This is a genomic window from Demequina gelatinilytica (assembly GCF_000971115.1).
In the GTDB taxonomy this organism is placed as follows: domain Bacteria; phylum Actinomycetota; class Actinomycetes; order Actinomycetales; family Demequinaceae; genus Demequina; species Demequina gelatinilytica.
In genome coordinates this window covers 185,797-202,971 of record NZ_BBLV01000006.1, presented here as the reverse complement: position 1 = coordinate 202,971, position 17,175 = coordinate 185,797, and the positions used below count along the sequence as shown (strand labels likewise).

At 72.1% G+C, this 17,175-nt stretch carries 9 protein-coding genes; 4 read left to right on the top strand and 5 right to left on the bottom strand.

Annotation, left to right across the window (positions count from 1 at the left end):
* Positions 1–196: 196 nt before the first annotated feature.
* Together AOM00_RS06920 and AOM00_RS06915 are read right to left on the bottom strand one after the other, a co-directional pair.
* Positions 197–1,189 carry a LacI family DNA-binding transcriptional regulator gene (locus AOM00_RS06920; protein ID WP_062517116.1) on the bottom strand — a complete coding sequence of 331 codons (993 nt, stop codon included), beginning with the start codon at positions 1,187–1,189 and terminating at the stop codon, positions 197–199.
* 29 nt (positions 1,190–1,218) lie between these two features.
* Positions 1,219–3,159, bottom strand: coding sequence for a glycoside hydrolase family 127 protein (locus AOM00_RS06915; protein WP_062517088.1), 1,941 nt, complete (start codon positions 3,157–3,159; stop codon positions 1,219–1,221).
* Positions 3,160–3,308: 149 nt separating this feature from the next.
* Between AOM00_RS06915 and AOM00_RS06910 the strand changes: the two genes are divergently transcribed.
* A complete protein-coding gene (locus AOM00_RS06910) occupies positions 3,309–3,878 on the top strand; it encodes an NADPH-dependent FMN reductase (protein ID WP_062517087.1) in 570 nt (189 codons plus the stop codon).
* An 82-nt stretch (positions 3,879–3,960) separates the two neighbouring features.
* Positions 3,961–4,500: a hypothetical protein gene (locus AOM00_RS06905; protein ID WP_062517086.1), complete on the top strand. Its 540-nt coding sequence runs from the start codon at positions 3,961–3,963 to the stop codon at positions 4,498–4,500.
* A 13-nt stretch (positions 4,501–4,513) separates the two neighbouring features.
* Here AOM00_RS06905 and AOM00_RS06900 read toward each other — a convergent pair whose 3' ends face one another.
* From AOM00_RS06900 to AOM00_RS06890, 3 genes are all read right to left on the bottom strand, one after another.
* Complete coding sequence (locus tag AOM00_RS06900; RefSeq protein WP_062517085.1) at positions 4,514–4,873, bottom strand: DUF2200 domain-containing protein; 360 nt, start codon at positions 4,871–4,873, stop codon at positions 4,514–4,516.
* Positions 4,874–4,905: 32 nt separating this feature from the next.
* On the bottom strand, positions 4,906–5,991 hold the full coding sequence (locus AOM00_RS06895; RefSeq protein ID WP_062517084.1) for an FUSC family protein: 1,086 nt from the start codon (positions 5,989–5,991) through the stop codon (positions 4,906–4,908).
* A 61-nt stretch (positions 5,992–6,052) separates the two neighbouring features.
* Positions 6,053–7,105 carry a DUF998 domain-containing protein gene (locus AOM00_RS06890; RefSeq protein WP_062517083.1) on the bottom strand — a complete coding sequence of 351 codons (1,053 nt, stop codon included), beginning with the start codon at positions 7,103–7,105 and terminating at the stop codon, positions 6,053–6,055.
* 258 nt (positions 7,106–7,363) lie between these two features.
* On the opposite strand from AOM00_RS06890, the gene AOM00_RS06885 reads away from it, so the two are divergent.
* Positions 7,364–8,875: a hypothetical protein gene (locus AOM00_RS06885; protein WP_062517082.1), complete on the top strand. Its 1,512-nt coding sequence runs from the start codon at positions 7,364–7,366 to the stop codon at positions 8,873–8,875.
* A gap of 136 nt (positions 8,876–9,011) precedes the next feature.
* On the top strand, positions 9,012–17,174 hold the full coding sequence (locus AOM00_RS06880) for an OmpA family protein (RefSeq protein ID WP_062517081.1): 8,163 nt from the start codon (positions 9,012–9,014) through the stop codon (positions 17,172–17,174).
* The last annotated feature ends 1 nt before the right edge of the window (position 17,175 follow it).

The window sequence follows — 17,175 nt, the reverse complement described above, 5'->3', positions numbered from 1 at the left end:
GCACTCCGTCTCCCCGAAAGTGGTAGATGAGTGTCGCGTTTCGGGAATCGTTGCCCCACGTTGGTGCGCCATTGTCGCAACGCCGGCGCGCGCGACAACCAGCCACCACTGTGAGGCAAGAAGCTCGGAATGCCGACCACCAGCTACCACTTCGGCGGGAGGCGGGAGGCGGGAGGCGGGAGGCGGGAGGCGGAGCTCAGCCGCCCGTCGACTCCCGCGGCACCACGGTGAAGTCCGCGATCACGCGGCGATAGGGATCGCCGCCGCCCGCGATGCGTGCGAGCAGCAGGTCGACGGCCTCCTGCGCGATCTGCTCGCGTCCGGGAGAGATCGAGGAGAGCGTGGGGGACGTGTACGCGGCGTCCTCGATGTCGTCGAAGCCGATGACCGCGACCGGGTCCGGCACCGCGATGCCGCGCGCGTGCAGGGCGTGCAGCGCGCCGAGCGCGAGGGCGTCGTTGAGGCCGAAGATGGCGTCGAACTCCACGCCCGTGGACACCAGGTGATCGACGCACTCGGCACCCGTGGCGCGGTGCCACAGCCCACCCTCGACGATGAGCGAGGGGTCGAGCGGGATGCCGTTGGCGGCCAGCGCCGCCTGGTAGCCGAGCACACGCAGCGCCGCCGAGCCCATCGTCTCGCCCGCGTGCGCGCCGATGACGGCGATCCGTCGGCGTCCCTGGTCGATGAGGTGCTGCGTCGCCGCGCGCGCCGCGTCGACGTTGTTCATGGTGACGTGGTCCCAGTCGCCGCCGAAGATGCGCTCTCCCAGCACCACCAGCGGGTAGTCGACCTTGAGCGCGTCGGCGTCGTCCGGACCGAGCTCGAGCGGCGAGAAGATGAGGCCGTCGGTGAGCTGGCGGCGGTCCGAGGTGAGGACGTCCAGCTCGTGCTGGCGGTCCGCGCCCGTCTGCTCGATGAGCACGACCACGCCGCGGGCCTCCGCCGCGCGGATCACGGAGTCCGCGAGCTCCGCGAAGTACGGCAGCGACAGCTCGGGCAGCGCGAGTCCGATGATGCCGGTGCGGCCCTGGCGCAGGCTGCGCGCCGACAGGTTCATCCGGTAGCCGAGCTCGTCGATCGCCTTCTGGACCTTCTCGCGCGTCGCGGGACGGATGTGGGGATAGTCGTTGACCACGTTGGACACGGTCTTGACGGACACGCCGGCGGCCGCCGCCACATCGTGCATCGTCACCGTGCCACGCACACCCGAGCCGCTCACGTGGTCGAGACCTCCTCGTCGACGGGGATCCACACCCGCATCGCGCCGCCCGCGCGGTTCGCCCAGCGGGCGTACGGGATGGCGCGCAGGGCGATCCTCCCCGGAAGCATGCCAGAAGCCGCCGTCGCATGCGAGGACCTCGGCAGCGCGGTCAGCGCGGGAAGCCCGTGCGTCGCGCGGACGATGCCCTCCGCGAGGATGGTCGCGCCCGCCCGCAGCGAGGCGACGCCGGGGCCCACGCGGGGCGGCACGGCGAGGTCGAGCCGGATGTCCTCGAGCGCGACACCGGGAGGCAGGTCCGCCTGCTCGAGGCAGAAGACCACCGGTCCGCGGCGCAGCGCGACCGTCCCCCGGACGGCGTCCACGCGCGGGTGGGGGTCGAGCACGTCGACAGGCATGGGGAGGGACAGCACGATGCGGTGCGGCCCGGGCGCGAGCCTCACCCGGGCGTACCCGTCGGCGTCCCCGCGCACCTCCGACGCCGTGCCGTCGACGTCGAGCATCGCCCCGTCGCACCACTCGGGGATCCGGAGGGCGAGCTCCTCGAGGGGCCCGTCGACGGTGATCTCGACCTGGCCGTCCCAGGGGTACGCCGTGGCCAGGCCGAGCGTGGTCGCGCCGATGCGCACCGTCCCCGCCCCGTAGAGATGGAGGCGTGCGCGACGTTCCGTCCCCGTCGCGACGTAGGCACCGAGCGAGGAGACCAGGCGGGCGAGGTTCGGAGGGCAGCATGCGCAGCCGTACCAGTCTCGGCGGGACGCGGCCGTGTTCTCGCCGGTGCCGTCGTGGCCCGTGCGCACCTGCAGCGGGTTGGAGTAGAAGAACGTCCTCCCGTCGACGCCGGTCCCGGCCGCGATCGCGTTGTGGAGGGTGCGCTCCATCGCATCGCCGTGGCGTGCCTCGCCGGTGGCGAGCAGCATCCGCCAGTTCCATTGGAAGGAGGCGATGGCGGCGCACGTCTCCGCATAGGCGCGGTCCGGAGGCAGCTCGTAGGGGTCGCCGAAGGACTCGTCGCGGTGGCGCGAGCCCATGCCGCCCGTCAGGTACTCCTTGGTGCCGTGGGCCGAACGCCACAGGGCGGCGAGCGCATCGCGCAGGCCCGGGTCGTCGACCTCGGCCGCGGCATCGGCCATGCCGGCGGCCAGGTAGAGCTGGCGCACCGCATGGCCGGTCGCCTCCCGCACCTCCCTGACAGGTGCATGGTCCTGGAAGTACGAGGGCTCGAAGGGCGCGCTCCCGAGCGCGCCGGTGCCGCGCCGGTCGAGCATCGCGAGAGCGGTGTCGAGGTAGGCGCGCTCGCCCGTGTGCCGGTAGAGCTCGACCAGGGCGGTCTCCACCTCGGGGTGTCCGCAGTAGCCGTCCTCGCGCGCGCCGGCAGGGCCGAACGTGGCGACCGCGAGGTCGGCGAAGCGCCGGGCCACGTCCATGAGGTCCGCCGCGCCGGTCGCGCGCTCGCGGGCCACGGCCGCCTGGATCAGGTGGCCCAGCAGGTACAGCTCATGGCCCCCACGCATGTCCGACCATGCCTCGCCGGCGTTGCCCTGGACGTGCGAGTCCAGGTAGCCGTCGTCCCTCTGGGCGGTTGCGAGGAGAGCGGCGGCCTCCTGGACCCACGGCTCCCAGGGCTGGTCGTCCGGCATGCGCGCGGACTCCCACGCGATCGCCTCGAGCGTCTTGTACAGGTCCGAGTCCGCGAAGTGCGGGCCGCGGAACGGTGCCTCGGTCCCGCCTGTCAGGCGGCGCAGGTTGTCGAGCACCCCCGTCGACTCGAGGTGGTCGATCACATGGGGCAGGGTCTGCTCGCGGTTGACGTGCTGCCAGGCGCCGAGCTCGTGCTCCGGGGCGAGCGTCACGGCGGCGAGCGGCAACGGCGTGAGGTCGTGCGCGGCGACGGCCGAGGGCGTGGCAGGGGCGCAGACGTCATGCGTGCGGACCATGGACAAGGCTCCTCCTTGAGCGCGGCGTCGGGGACGTCTTTGCAACGATGTAAAGCCTACCCTGCGAGGCGCGATCGCACACGGGGGTGTCGGCACCGTCGTCGATCCGCCAGGTTGTGCGGCTGCCGCGCGCGGGAGACGATGCGCGGATGGACACCTCTGACCTCCGCATCGGCGTCATCCTCGGCTCCACACGTCCGCGACGGCGCGGCGAATCGGTGGCGGGCTGGGTGCTCGACCACGCCGAGCATCGTGGCGCGACCTACGAGCTGATCGACCTGCGCGACCACCCGCTGCCCCTGCTCGACGAGCCTGCCGCCGCGTCGACGGGCGACTACACCCACGCGCACACGAGGATCTGGGCGGCGGTGATCGCGCGCTACGACGCGTTCGTGTTCGTGTGCCCCGAGTACAACCACGGCCTGCCTGCGGCGCTCAAGAACGCGATCGACTACCTGTGGGCGGAATGGCTCGACAAGGCCGCGGCCATCGTCTCGTACGGCAACGGCGAGGGGCTCCGCTCCGCCGAGCATCTGCGCGGAGTGCTGAGCGCGGTGGGGATCGCCCACGTGCGGCCGCAGACCACGCTGTCCAACCGTGCCGACTTCGACGGCTACACGGCCACGCCGAACGAGCACCACGAGCACGGCTTGGCCGCCATGCTCGACGCCCTCGAGCTGTGGGCGTCAGCGATGCGCGAGGTGCGCGCGCAGCGCTGACCGCCGGCATGGCGTCACCGGCGGGATCGTGTGATCCTGCTGTGGTCCTGTCCCGCACTCCAGGTCGCACCGGGAGGCCGCCATGACCGCACCCCTCGACACCGCCGCCGACGAGCCCGATCGCGTGGACCAGGCCGCGCCGGAGCCGGAACCTGGGGGGGTCGCCGAGCCCGAGCCCGGCGAGCACAGCACGGCGTTCACGGTGGTCGCGGGCGCCGTCGCGGTGCTGGCGATCGGTGCGGCATGGTTCGGGATCTGGCAGCTCGTCGACGTGGTCGGGCTCGCCGACGCCCCGCGCCAGGTCCGCAAGGGCACGCAGCTCAACGGCACCTGGAGCGAGCGCATGCTGGGAACCGCGGTGCTCCTGCTGCTGGCGATCGGCGTCGCGCTGCTGGTGGTCGCGGCCTTCCTGGGCGCGCTCGAGACGCGCGGGCGCCTGCGGCGGGCGGCGCGGACCGCGCGCATGCTCGCGGCAGAAGGCATGGCGGTGGACGATGCGGTGCCCAAGGTGGTCGAGGCGATGCGCGGCTCGCGCGCGGTGGTGGTGATCGCGGTGGCGGGCGCCGCGGTGGTGGCGGTCGCCGGGTGGGCCGCGCTGGGGCTCGGACCGGCCGGCGAGTAGCCGCGGCTCCCGATCAGGCCTTCGGCGCTCGCAGGATCGAGGCCATGCGCTTGCCCCGCGCGACCTCGTCGACCAGCTTGTCCATCCAGCGGATCTGCTGCATCAGAGGGTCCTCGATCTCCTCGACACGGACGCCGCAGATCACGCCTGTGATGAGATCCGTGTGGTCGTTCATCGCGGGTGCGCTCGCGAAGAACTGCTCGAGCGTGCGCTCGTCCGCGACGGCGTCCGCGATCCCGTCGTCGCTGTAGCCGGTCAGCCAAGTGAGCACCGTGTGGAGCTCGTCGACGGTGTGGTCCTTCCGCTCGACCTTCTTCACGTACTCCGGGTAGATGCGCGCGAAGGGCATGTCGAAGATCTTGTGGCGGGACATGGCGCCAGGGTAGACGGCGTGGGATGCGGCGGCTACGGGCGGCGCCCATGCACCAGCCCGGTGAGCGCGCCGAGGATGCCGCCCACGATGGTGTCGAGCACGCGCTCCCAGACCACGTCGAGCAGGGGATCGGCTCCGCGCGCCGCTCCCACGATGATGAGCACCGTGGGGGTGATGAACGTCAGCGCGAGCGCGTAGTTGCGCACCACGAGCATCTGCGCGGCGAACTGGAGCACGCCGATCACCAGCACGAGCACCCACGGCGGCGGCGTCGCCAGCGTCGCCGCCGCGACGTAGAGCCCGGCGCCGGCGATGGTGCCGACGATGCGGTGGACCCCTCGCTGCGCCGCGCGGCCCCGTCCCGGCCTGGCGCCGACCACGGCGAGCCCCGCGCCCACCGTCCAGTACGCGCGTCCCGGGTCGACGACCAGGTAGCTCACCGCGGTGCCGACCACGGCGACGATGCTCGCGCGGAGCAGCAGCTCGCGCGCGGCCGCGTCCCATGTGGGCCCGGGGAGGAGGCCGCGCAGGGGTGTCGCGGGCGCTCGACGATGCTGCGGCAGCAGCAGGCGTGCCGCGGCCACCAGGCACGCGAAGACGGCGCCCGCTCCGATCGCGCCGATCACCACCCCCGGTTGCTGGATCCGGGCGCCATGGTCGAGCTCGCTCACGTGCGCCGCGAGCCCGTACGCGAGCATGGGGAACAGCGGTCCCGGCGGCCCGAGCGCGTACCCGTAGCCGATCGCGGCGACGCCGACGGCGACCAGCATGAGGCCGATGCTCGCCGCGACGGGCGATGGCCCGGTCAGGGTCCCGAGCGCCGCGCTGAGCGTCAGCACGACGGCGACGAACGGCAGGAGCCGCATGCGGTCCACCGGCGTGCGCCACGAGGCGTAGAGCGTGGTGAAGCCGCCGGTCGAGGCGATCAGCCCCAGGTCGGCATGGCCCAGCGCGACTCCGACCGCGACGGGTGCCGCGGTCGCGATGGCGGCTTGGAGGGCGATCTGCCAGCGTGGATCGGGGAACGGCTCGATGGTGCCGAGGCTGGCGACGGCCCGTCCGGCGCCGCCCGCCCAGGCGCGCCCGCGCCCGCGAGGTGTGCGCGCATCGTCCGACATGGCTCTCCCCGGCTCCCTTGCCAGGGTGCCATGGATGCGCGCGGTGCCGCCCGGCGAGCGCCTACGCGGCGGTGTCGGCGTGCAGCGCGCCCACGTTGCGCTGGAACAGGATGATCCAGGTGAAGACCAGCACGCCCGCGACCAGCTCGACCGCGGTGAGGGAGTAGTAGCCCGTCGCGAAGAAGAACGCGAGCACGAAGATCACGGCGACGAACGCCCAGCCCACCGGCAGGAACGCGCGTGAGATGCCCGGCACCCAGGCGCGCAGGCGGATGGTGAGGACGGCGAACGTGACCGCCATCCCGCTCGCGACCGCGGTGTGGATCCAGAAGTGCGTGTCGACGTGGAACACGCCGACCAGCCCGAGGAAGATGCCGATCACGATGAGCGCCGTGCGGACGCTTCGCACGCCGTGCTCCGTCGACGTCGGCACGTCCCGCGTGGCGACGCGTGCGAGCACCGTCACCAGGAAGCCGGCGACGATGAGCGTGAGGTTGAAGGCCATCGCCGAGACGTCGTGCGAGATGCCCAACGTGCTGAGGTTCTGCATCCACCAGTCGGGATCGGACGCCGTCAGCGTGCTCGCGAGGATGCCCTCGACCAGGAAGACGGCGAGCACCACCGCGAGCAGCTCGGGGTTCATGTGCGCCGCGGAGAGGAAGGCCGCGTACGCGGTGACGGCGGCCGCGGCGCCGCTGAGCGCGAGGATCGGCAGCGTGTACAGCGTCGCGCCCACGAAGCCGCCGGCGAGGACCACGGCCACGAGCGTCCAGCTGAGCAACGCGATGACGCCGTGCGCGAGCGCGAGCGCCGCGACGTCGACCACGTCGAGCGCGCCGCGGATCCGGTAGCGACCGCCCAGATGCAGCGCGTAGCGGCCGGCGGCGAAGGCGAGCGCGGCGGTGACAGCCGATGCGATGGCGGCGTACTGGCCGACGGATCCCGGGCCCGAGATCGCGGCCTCGTCCAGGCCGAACACCGGCAGCGCGATCGCCGCCACCACCGCGAACGCGACCGCGCCGAGCCCGGTCGCGGTGAGCTCGAGAGTGGTGTTGACGCGCTCGCTCAGCGTCAGCCGGAGGTCCGCCCGCCTTCGCGGGGCTGCATCGTTCATGTCGCGCTCCCTCCGCCCTCGATTGGGAGCGTACCTGCGTCGACGTCGGCCGCGCGCGGGGACGATGCACGGCGAGGGGGTCGTCATGGCGGACCTTCACCGAGATGCGCGAAGATCCGGACAAAAGGGACGCGGCGGGCTTAGCATGAGCGTGGCGCCGACGTCGGAGCAGGCGTGTCGGCCGACGTGCGGGAGGACGGGCGCACAGGGGGGCGTCGCTCGCGCGAGGTGCCGTGCGGCAGCGCCCGGAGGTGCCGTATGGACAGCGTCGTCCTCGAGATCGCGATCGGTCTGGTCCTGGTCTTCGCCATCGCCGCGGCAGCGGCCTCGGCGGTGAACGAGATCGTCACCAGGCTGTTCAATGTGCGATCCAAGGCCCTGTGGGCACGGCTCGATGAGCTGCTCTCGGGGGCGGACCACAAGCTGGGCATCCCATTCCTGTGGACGGGTCTGTTCTGCAGGTCGGTGAGGCCGATCCGCGGGAACCCTGTCATCGCCGTCGCGCCGTCACGACCAGCGGCTCAGCCGCCCGCCGAGGGTCGGTCGCTGGCGGAGCGGCTCCTCGGTCTCGGGGCAGGTGCTGCGGCGTCCGGTGGGCGGTCCGCACGCGGGGCATCCGGTCCGCCGCCCGTGGCGGTGGCTCAGGATCCGCTCACCCGCGCGACCGGATGGTTCGCCAGGATCTTCGACCGCAAGCCGCGGGATGCGAAGCGCGCCCAGGCGCAAGCGCGACTTCAGACCTTGGCGCAGACGGGCGCGGTCGGAGGGCTCGACTACGTCAAGCTGGGGCATCGATCGAAGGTCTCGGAGATCCCCGGCAAGGTGTTCGCGAACGCGCTGGTGGAGCTCGCGCAGGCGCGCGAGGGAGACGGGCTCGAGGCGCGCGTGAGAGACCTCGCCCAGGAGTACCAGCAGCCCGACCAGGGGCTGCTCGCGCCGCTCGGGGCCTTCCTCGCGACGACGGGTGCCGCGGTCGCGCACGACACCGACAAGCTGCTCGCCGCGGCGGAGACCTGGTTCGACGGCCAGATGCAGGTGCTGAGCAGCACCTACAAGCGGAACGCCAAGTGGGCGCTCGGGGCGATCGGCGTGGTGATCGCGATCCTGTTCAACGTCAACGCGATCGCGATCGCCGGCGGGCTCAACGACAACGCGGCGTTCCGGCAGGCCGCCGTCACCGCCGCGGACGGCGTGAGCGCGGGGGAGTTCCCGGCCTGCGTGGAGGCGGGCGAGGGCGATGAGGGGGGATCCAGCGACCAGGACTCTGCCGAGGGAGCAGCGACGGTGACCACGACGGTCGAGACGACGGTAGCGGCCTCGGGTGAGATGCTCGAGGCGGCGACACCCGGCGCGGACCCTACGGTGCAGCCGACGGTGGGAACGGACTCGGAATCCGGTGGCGAGACCACCACCGATCCCTACGCGGACCTCGGTTGTGCTGTGCAGCAGTTCCGCGTGTTCTCGGAGGCGGGCCTCATCGTTCCTGGTGACGAGGACTACTTCACGCTCTTCGGCGACGCGTGGGATGGCGTGCCCGAGCCTGCATCGTCCGCGAGCCCGAGTGCGTCCGCGAGCCCCAGTCCCAGTGCGTCGCCCGCTGCGGGCGTTGAGGGCGAGGGGGATGCGGCGAAGCCCCCGACTCAGCCCCGCCAGATGGACTTCTGGGGGCAGCTCGCAGGCATCGCGCTCACCGGCCTCGCGACGGCGCTCGGCGGCCCGTTCTGGTTCGACCTGATGAAGCAGCTCACGGGCCTGCGCAAGGGGAGGTGAGCTCTCGGGTTGCGGCTGTCCGGCCCGCCGCGAAAACCGACATTTCCTACATTTCGCTTGACAGTGCTGTGCGTGAGTGCCAAGGATCGAATCGGCGGTCGTTGATGAAGACGTCGATGGGCTCGGGGGGCTGGTCATGCCGGACGGGACGCTCGCGGACCTCTTCGAAGGTCCGATACCCACCTCTTTCAAGGACCTCACGGATCGCTTCACCACCGAGGGCGTGACCTCGGTTCCGTTCGCCGGGGGGACCCAGCACAGCGGCACGCTCAAGCCGGTCCGTCACGAGCCGATCGACCTCGGGTTCGGCGAGCTCGAGCTGCCAGGGGCGACCGAGGGCACCCCCTTCCGACTCGCGATCTTCGATACGCCCGGAGGGCGCTGGCACCTCGACATCGTCGCCGACGGGCTGAGCCTCAAGCTGAAGGGCCTGCAGGGCGCGGACTTCGTGAAGGAGGCCGGCACCACGCCGCGCCGTCTGGTCCGTCGCGCTCAGGACACCGCGGTGGTGATCTCGGGAGAGGCCACCATCCGCTTCGCGAAGGCGTCTGCCGATGCTCCGGTCACACTGCTGTTCGTCGAGAACCAGTCGGCGTCCGACCCCTTGGCCACGACCGGTGGCGTGGTCGGGCTGCGGTGCACCCCTCCGCACTTCTTCTTCGGCTCGTCCCAGTTCGGGATGACCCTGACCCGGCTGCTCTTCGACTCGTCCGACACGTTCTCACCCGACTTCATCACCAGGCTCGGGCAGACGCCGGAGTGGATGGGCTTCGCGATCGCCGAGGCCACGTTCTACGCGCCTCCCAACGCGCTTGGCCGCGGGGGCTTCTCGGGGGGTGTGCGCAACCTGCTCCTCGGATCGCCCCGCGGGATCCAGGGGGAGCTCGAGGTGCAGTGGGGCCGCGCGGCGCTCGACCCTGCCACCTTCGTGTTCACCCAGGCGGGCCACGCGCCGGTGGGCGCCACGGGCAGCGGCGAGAGCCGTCTGGTCGCGATCACGGCGACCGAGGACGACCGTGTGAGCCTTCAGGCGAGCTTCGTCGCCTCGCAACCGCCCGAGGGCGGGGCGGTCACGGACTGGACCGCGACCTGGCGGTGGCCAGACGGCACCGAGACGGTCGGCGATGCGTCCACGGGGTCGGTCACGCATGGCGACATCCTGCGCGTGGTGCCCGAGGAGACCACGGGTGGACGGCAGATCCGCCACCCCGAGATCACCTTCCGCTTCGTCGCCTCGGGGGAGCCGCCCGCGATCGATGTGATCACGGCGGGAAGCTCCGTATTCAACGCCGTGCACGCGTCCGGGCCCAAGGCCGGCCTCGAAGGGCTGCACTTCCACGCGCGCACCGGCCAGCCGAGCGACGTCGCCGCGGGCACGTTCACCTGGAAGCTGGGCGCCGACGGTGCCGTCCAGGACCTCGAGAGCATCCAGCTCGCTCCCGGCGAGATCGCGGGCGACCAGTTCCTGGTGCTGACGGAGACCAAGGACGGAAGCAAGCGCACCGCGCGGCTCCGGGTCCACGTGCTCGAGGGCGAGACGCTCCTCGTCGGCGGTGTCGACGGCGTCGTCACGGCAGCCGCACCGGCTGACGAGCTCCCCCTGACGGCTGTCGAGAGCACGTTCGACCTCACGGACTTCCATGCGCAGGGAAGCTATCGGCCGCTCCTGGACGATGCCGAGATCGACGGCAGTGAGGCGGGGGTGGCGGTCCCTGCGGGCGCCCTCGCGCTCGTCACGCTGTCGACGGATCCAGCGCCGCCGCCGCCCGCGCCGGTCGAGCACGACCGTCACGTGCGCATCGTCTTCGAGTACAACAAGGCCGAGCCGACGCGGTGGAGCGATGAGGCGAAGCCCGCAGGCGTCGCGCAGGCTGGCAGCCCCGACGGGATCCACCGTCAGCTGCTCGCGTGGGCGGCGCGCTACCCCGGCGCATCGTTCCTGGTGGTGGGGCGATGCGACGACATCGGCGGCGACGACTTCAACAAGGACCTGGCCTCCCGGCGCCGCGACACCGCGGTGCGCTACCTCACCACCGTCCCCGCCGGCAGCGGACTCGCGGCGCTCGACGCCGCGGACATCACCAGCTGGGGAGAGCAGGACGGCCAGCCGGGCACCGTCCCCACCAGCCCGCTCGACTCCGAGGAGGCGGCGGCCCAGCGGCTGATCCTCGCCGTGGACGATGGTTCGGGCGATCCCCTGGTCGACAGGAGCGCGTGGCCCAGCGGACGCGACACCGCCGGACCCTCCGAGCCGGTCCGCGCGGAGTTCCGCCGCGTCGATGTCTACGCGGTCGGCGGAACCCCGGCGGCGAGCGCCGAGGTCAAGGAGGTGGACGATGGACGGTCGCCCGCGCTGCGCCGCATGCTCGTCCCCGGCGAGACCGCGACCCCGGTGCCCGCGATCGCGTCCACCCCCGCCAGCGACTACCGCGTCCGCCTGATGGTCGCGTGGGACAAGCCGAGCGGCGACGGCTGGCGCGACCTCATCCCGTCGAAGGCGGAGTTCGAGTACGCCTGGTCGCCTGACACCGATCCGCTGCCCGACCTCGAGGGCGAACCCGTCACGCTCGAGGTGCTCACCGTCTACGGCGGGTGGCGCCATGACGACGCCACGGGCTTCACCCGTGCGCAGCTGGGCATCCGGTCCGACGGCGACCCCGAGGGGCTGATGAGCTTCACCCAGCCCAACCTGGTGGCGGCGATGGCTCTCGGACCTGTGCTGCTGTCCGAGGTGAGCTCCGACACCGACACCATCGAGAAGGGCGCGCGCATCGCGGCGCTCGCGGCCGGCACCGCGTTCGCGCAGGTGGACCTCGGTGGCGGCCCCCTGGTCGGTCCCGGGTCCAAGGCCGTGATCAAGTCGATCGAGGCGAGCACCGAGATCAAGGACATCGATGAGGTCGGCGACGACTACAAGATCAGCCTGACCAGCGACTACACCACCATCCTTCACGTCAACACCGGCGCGCTCGGCCTCAAGACCGACCCCGACCATCCGGTCAAGTTCCGCTACAAGAAGGTGAGCATCGTCTTCGACCAGTCGAAGGACGACTTCTGGGACAAGCTGGGGGTCTCGTACCCGACCGACTCGATGGAGATCGAGGACCCTGGCAAGTGGAAGGTCGACGGGGTGCTCGGGCAGCTGCTCCGCGCCGTCGAGACCGCGCTGGGCAAGGGTTCCCTGTGGGTGGAGACCCGGTTCGCGATCGCTCTGAACATCGGGGTGGTCGAGATCAGCGAAGCGGTGGTCCGCGTGACCTTCTCCGGTGGGAACCCGCCGGACGTCGCCTTCGCGCTCCGCGGGCTGACCGCGAAGATCGACATCCCCGCCACGGTCAAGGGCGAGGGCAGGCTGCGGATCGAGGACCCCGGCGGCGTGATCCGCGCCGGGCTCGACCTCGACCTCGTGCCGCTCAAGCTCAAGGTGTCGGCGGCGCTCGCGATGGCCAACATGACCGATCCCGAGCCGTTCACGTTCGTCAGCCTGTTCCTCAAGGTGCAGTTCCCCGTCGGCATCCCGCTGGGCCCGTCGGGCGCGGCGCTGCACGGCGTGATCGGGCAGACCGCGATCAACGGTGAGCGCGACGTGACCGCCGACCCCGACATCGTCAAGCGCGAGCTGGGGTGGTGGTTCAAGCCGCCCGAGAGCAAGTACCGGCCCCAGAAGGGCCAGCACGCCGTGGGTGTCGGGGCCGTCGTGGGGACCCTCCCGGACGCCTCGTTCTCGTGCTCCGCGACAGGGATGATCGTGGTCGCGTTCCCGGATCCCGAGGTCATCTTCGCGGTGGAGATCTCGTTGCTCTCGGTGCCCGTCCGCGCGCCCAAGGAGAAGAAGGACGCGGCGCAGAGCGCGGGCCTGACGGGTCTCATCATCATCGACGACACCGCGGTCGCCCTGGCCGCCCAGGCCCGCTACGAGATCCCGAAGATCCTCAAGGTCGTCGCGTCGCTGTCCGCCTACTTCCCGTACTCGGGCGACGGCATCTACGTGCGGCTCGGCTCGGACGGGCAGGCGGGGCGCACCGGCGAGCCGGTGACCCTGACGCTGCTGCCGGGCAGCCTCAACCTGCGGGCGTTCTCCTACCTGATGATCGAGCAGAACGGCCTGCCGAGCCTCGGCGGCAAGCCCGAGTTCTCCTTCGAAGGGTTCTCCGTGGGCTTCGGGGCGGGCGCCGCGCTCGAGTGGAAGGCGGGCCCGATCAGGCTCTCCGCCTCGGTGCTGCTCCTCGCGGGGATCGGCACGGATCCGCTGCTGATCAAGGCAGGCATCTGGGTCGCGGGCGAGCTCGACCTGGTGGTGATCTCCGTGACGGCGCGCGGCAGCATCGTCCTCACCTATCAGGACGAGAGCATCTGGCTCGACGGCGAGTTCTGCGGCGAGGTCGACCTGTTCTTCTTCTCCCTCAAGGGATGCGTGAAGTTCCGCATCGGCAAGGAGCCGCAGGAGGAGATCCCGCCGCCCCCGAGCCCCGTCTCGAACGTCGCCCTCACCGATCGCGGCGGTCGCGTCATGGGCGAGGCGCGTCGCGACGGTGGCGGCCCGTTGCGCGGGCAGCCGATCTTCGAGATGACCGAGGTGAACGGCGAGGCGCGCAACACCGGCGCGGACCCGAGCGAGAACCAGACGGTCTGGGCGGACACGGTGCCCGTCATCAACTTCAGCCACTTCATCGAGGACGGCGTGCCCGCCGGGCAGTTCGTCAAGCCCGGGGCGCCGTCCGGGGAGCCCTGGTCCGGCTCGAACCGCCTCCGGTACGCCTTCCGGCTCGACGATGTGCGCCTCATCCGGGAGTCGGATGGCACGGCGGTGAGCGGTGCGAACCCGCTGCATCGTGCCTGGGGGCTGCCGTCGCATCGTCCGCCGGGCGGCGCGGGCCCGGTCGCGCCCTCGGGTGCGGAGACCACGAGCCTGTCGCTGCTGGACTGGAGGCCGTGGGGCTGGGCGTTGCCGATGGCGGACGGCGGCGCGTCTGCGCCCGGCAGCCCGGCCGACACGATCGGCACGCTGTGCGAGCCTGTGCCGGAGCCGTCGCGCGCCTGCCTGTTCGGCAAGGATGCCCGCTCCGCGGGCACGGACCGGGTCCGGCTGCTGCATGAGGTCCCGGCGCCGGGACCGTACGCGAGCCGCTTCACCCTGCTGGGCCGGCCGGGGCTGCGCACGGCGACGGGAACCACGGAAGGTGCCGCGCTGAGCTCGATCGTCGCGGGCGCCGGGGGCCTGCCTGTGGCGGGAGCCGTGATCGACCTCCCGCAGGCTGTCGCCGGGCCCACCGGCCCGCTCGGCCGGGGCTACCGGCTACCCGCGGCCCAGTTCGCCTCCGCCGCCGGGCTCACCACCACGAGCCTGCCGTGGATCGCGGACCTCGATCAGACCATCCAGGCCGGCCGGCTGCTGCTGCTCGTGTGCGACGGGCGTCTCCGCCCGCCGGGGTCCGAGCCTCGCTCGTGCTACCGGTTCGACGGGCTGTCGATCGGCAGGCGCTTCACCGAGCTGGAGCTGCCCGACCATGTGCTCACCGCGGTGAGCCCGCGCAGCCCCTTCCTGGTGACCGACGATGTGGCGCTCGCCCAGGGCGGCCTGACGCTCGGTGGCGACGCGCAGCCCGACATCCTCATCACCGTGCCCGGGATGAGCATCCGTCCGCTGTCCGGCGGGAGGGACTTCGAGCTGCATCTCTACCGCCGGGACGCCTTCGGCGCCGACGTCGAGTGGAAGGACGCCGAGGGCAACGGCGGCACGGTGACGGCGGACGATGCGGTGGGTGCGGCGACCTTGCGTGTCACGGCGCCGGCGTCGATCGTCGAGATGGTGATCGTGCCGCGCGGCAAGCAGGTCCACCTCGCGCAGATCTGCACGGTCGGTTCCGAGGCGACGGAGTCGTGCTTCGACTTCGCCCGCGCCGACAAGGCCGCCGTCGCCTCCGGGCAGTTCGCGCTCGACGGCGTGACCTTCAGCGTGATCGACCCCAGGATCGGGATGCGGCTCGAGGACTGGGTCGACGCCGGTACGACGCCTGCGCAGCGCGGGAGCGATGGCGTCCCCGAGCTCTTCTTCCCCGACGGCGGCGTGGAGATCCGGCCGGCGAGGCCCTGGACCACCGTGAGCCTGAGCGTGCTGAGCGGCGGCGGCCCCGTCACGGCGATCGCGTTCGACCACGGGGGCAACGCCGTCGCGCAGGCGAAGGACGACAGCGGGATGCCTGTGGAGCTGCACCTGGCCGCTCCGGAGATCGACCGCGTGGTCCTCTCTGGAGGCAGCCACGAGTCGGTGCTGTTCCGTGTCTGCCACGGCGAGGGCGGCTCCGTCGGGGAGGGCGAGACCTGTGTCCGCTTCGACGGGAAGCCCCGCCGGGATCTCCAGGACATCGCACTCGGGGGCATCACCGTCACGTCGCTCGACCCTGGCGGGCTGCTGTCGCTCGAGGACCAGGTGGACGATCGCGATCCGTCGAGGCCGCAGCCGGACGGACGGGTCGAGCTGGCGATCCCCGGCCCCGGGCTCGCGTTGGACCTCGCCGCTCCGGTAGGTGCGGTGACGCTCCATGTCGCGACCATCGGGGAGGGCAAGGTGGAGGCGATCGCGCTGGACGCCCGGGGTGGTCAGGTCGCCGTCGAGGGCGCCCGGAGCCGAGGCGACTCGCTGCTGACCATCCGCCTCGAGGCGCCCGAGATCGCCAGGATCGAGCTGCACGCGGGCGGGCGGACCTTCCTGGCGAGGATCTGCACGGCGCCGGTCGTCGGGCCCGACGGCGAGCTCTCTCGAGGCGAGGTCCCGCTGGTGGTCACGCGCAAGGACGGCAGATCCCACGCGTGGACCCCGACCCTGCTCGCCACGGTTCCCGACGGGCACGGCGGGCGGTGCCGCGCGATCGCGTTCGATCAGCCCGCCGCGGTCCCCGATGCGTCGGGCTTCGACATCGTCAGCCCGAACGGCGTCCGGGTCACGGTGCTGTCCCTGTGCGGCATCGACTCGCGGGCCGCGGCGGCGCAGGAGCAGGACCAGGCCGCGCAGGGTGCGCTGGTCGGGACGCTCGTCACCGTCGCCGACGGGTCGCTCGCGACCCTCGCACGCGAGATCCTGCTCGACCCGGGTGAGACGTACCGCATCGAGATCGACTGGTCGTGGCAGGGCTGGCGGTCGAACGACGAGGGCACCGACCTCCCCAGCACGCCGGTCGATGCGACCGAGTGGGAGCCTCGACAGACCGACACCTACCGGTTCCGGGTCGCGTCCGAGGTGCTCGCCGGCGCCGAGACGCAGGACGGGCTCAACGAGTACGTCTTCGATCCTCGCGACCTCGCCCGCTACCTCACCCGCACCGAGCCCGCCGACGGTCGCGACGTGGTCTTCACCGACGACCCCCTGTGGGTGCACTTCAGCGCTGGGCACGTCGAGGCGCTCGCCGACCGCCACGACCGCGAGCTGGTGCTGTCGGTGCGGCGCACCGACCCGCCTCCGCAGCCCGACGTGCCCGCGCTCGAGGAGTCGATGCTCACCGAGCTTCTGGACCTCATGTGGCTCATCGCTCCCGCATCGGTCCTGCTTCCCGCGGAGCGGCTCATCAACGAGGCGGTGGCGGAGGCGCGCTGCCTGCCCGATGCGCCGGTCACGGGCGGCGCCTCCATGGGTGCGCGCTTCGCGCTCGAGAAGAACGCGATGTACGACTTCTCGCTGCTCGCGCAGCGCAAGGGAGCGCCGCCCGGGGGCGGTGACCCCGTCGTCGTCAACGCGACCCGGTTCACCACGTCGCGCTACGCGAACCCGACGGAGATGCTGGCGGGACTCGGCTTCGACGCCGCCGGGGTCAGCCCGTTCCGGCCGGAGGAGATCCTCCTCGCCGACGCGGTGGCGCTCCCCTCAGGTCCCCTGTCCGTGTCCGACGCCGACTTCGGCGCCGCGCTGACGGCGGTCGGTGCGGACACGCTGCCGCTGCCGGGCGACCAGGCGCGCACCATCGCCCTGTGGCGGCGCACCGCGGCCGGCCCCTACGGGATCGTCGGCTTCATGCTCGATGCGCCGGAGCCGATGCGGCGCGTGGCCGCGGTGGTCCAGGGCCAGCAGGCGGTGGACTCCGTGCGGTGCGAGCCGGACCGGCTGGTGCTCGACGGCGTGGTCTTCACCCCGGTGCGGGCCACGCAGAACTGGACGCGCGTGCTGTTCGTGGCGACGCAACCGGTGATCCCCGCCGGCGACGCCTCGGCGCTCGAGCTGCGGCTGCGGGTGGCGCCGGGCGGCACGCTGACCGGTCGTCGGGTGGTCGACGCGCGACCGCTCATGCTGGACACGGAGGGATTCTGAT

Bases quoted from the DNA above. Each gene is read 5' to 3' on its own strand.
- AOM00_RS06920 (WP_062517116.1), bottom strand. From the start codon at position 1,189: ATGCACGATGTGGCGGCGGCCGCCGGCGTGTCCGTCAAGACCGTGTCC.
- AOM00_RS06915 (WP_062517088.1), bottom strand. From the start codon at position 3,159: ATGGTCCGCACGCATGACGTCTGCGCCCCTGCCACGCCCTCGGCCGTC.
- AOM00_RS06910 (WP_062517087.1), top strand. From the start codon at position 3,309: ATGGACACCTCTGACCTCCGCATCGGCGTCATCCTCGGCTCCACACGT.
- AOM00_RS06905 (WP_062517086.1), top strand. From the start codon at position 3,961: ATGACCGCACCCCTCGACACCGCCGCCGACGAGCCCGATCGCGTGGAC.
- AOM00_RS06900 (WP_062517085.1), bottom strand. From the start codon at position 4,873: ATGTCCCGCCACAAGATCTTCGACATGCCCTTCGCGCGCATCTACCCG.
- AOM00_RS06895 (WP_062517084.1), bottom strand. From the start codon at position 5,991: ATGTCGGACGATGCGCGCACACCTCGCGGGCGCGGGCGCGCCTGGGCG.
- AOM00_RS06890 (WP_062517083.1), bottom strand. From the start codon at position 7,105: ATGAACGATGCAGCCCCGCGAAGGCGGGCGGACCTCCGGCTGACGCTG.
- AOM00_RS06885 (WP_062517082.1), top strand. From the start codon at position 7,364: ATGGACAGCGTCGTCCTCGAGATCGCGATCGGTCTGGTCCTGGTCTTC.
- AOM00_RS06880 (WP_062517081.1), top strand. From the start codon at position 9,012: ATGCCGGACGGGACGCTCGCGGACCTCTTCGAAGGTCCGATACCCACC.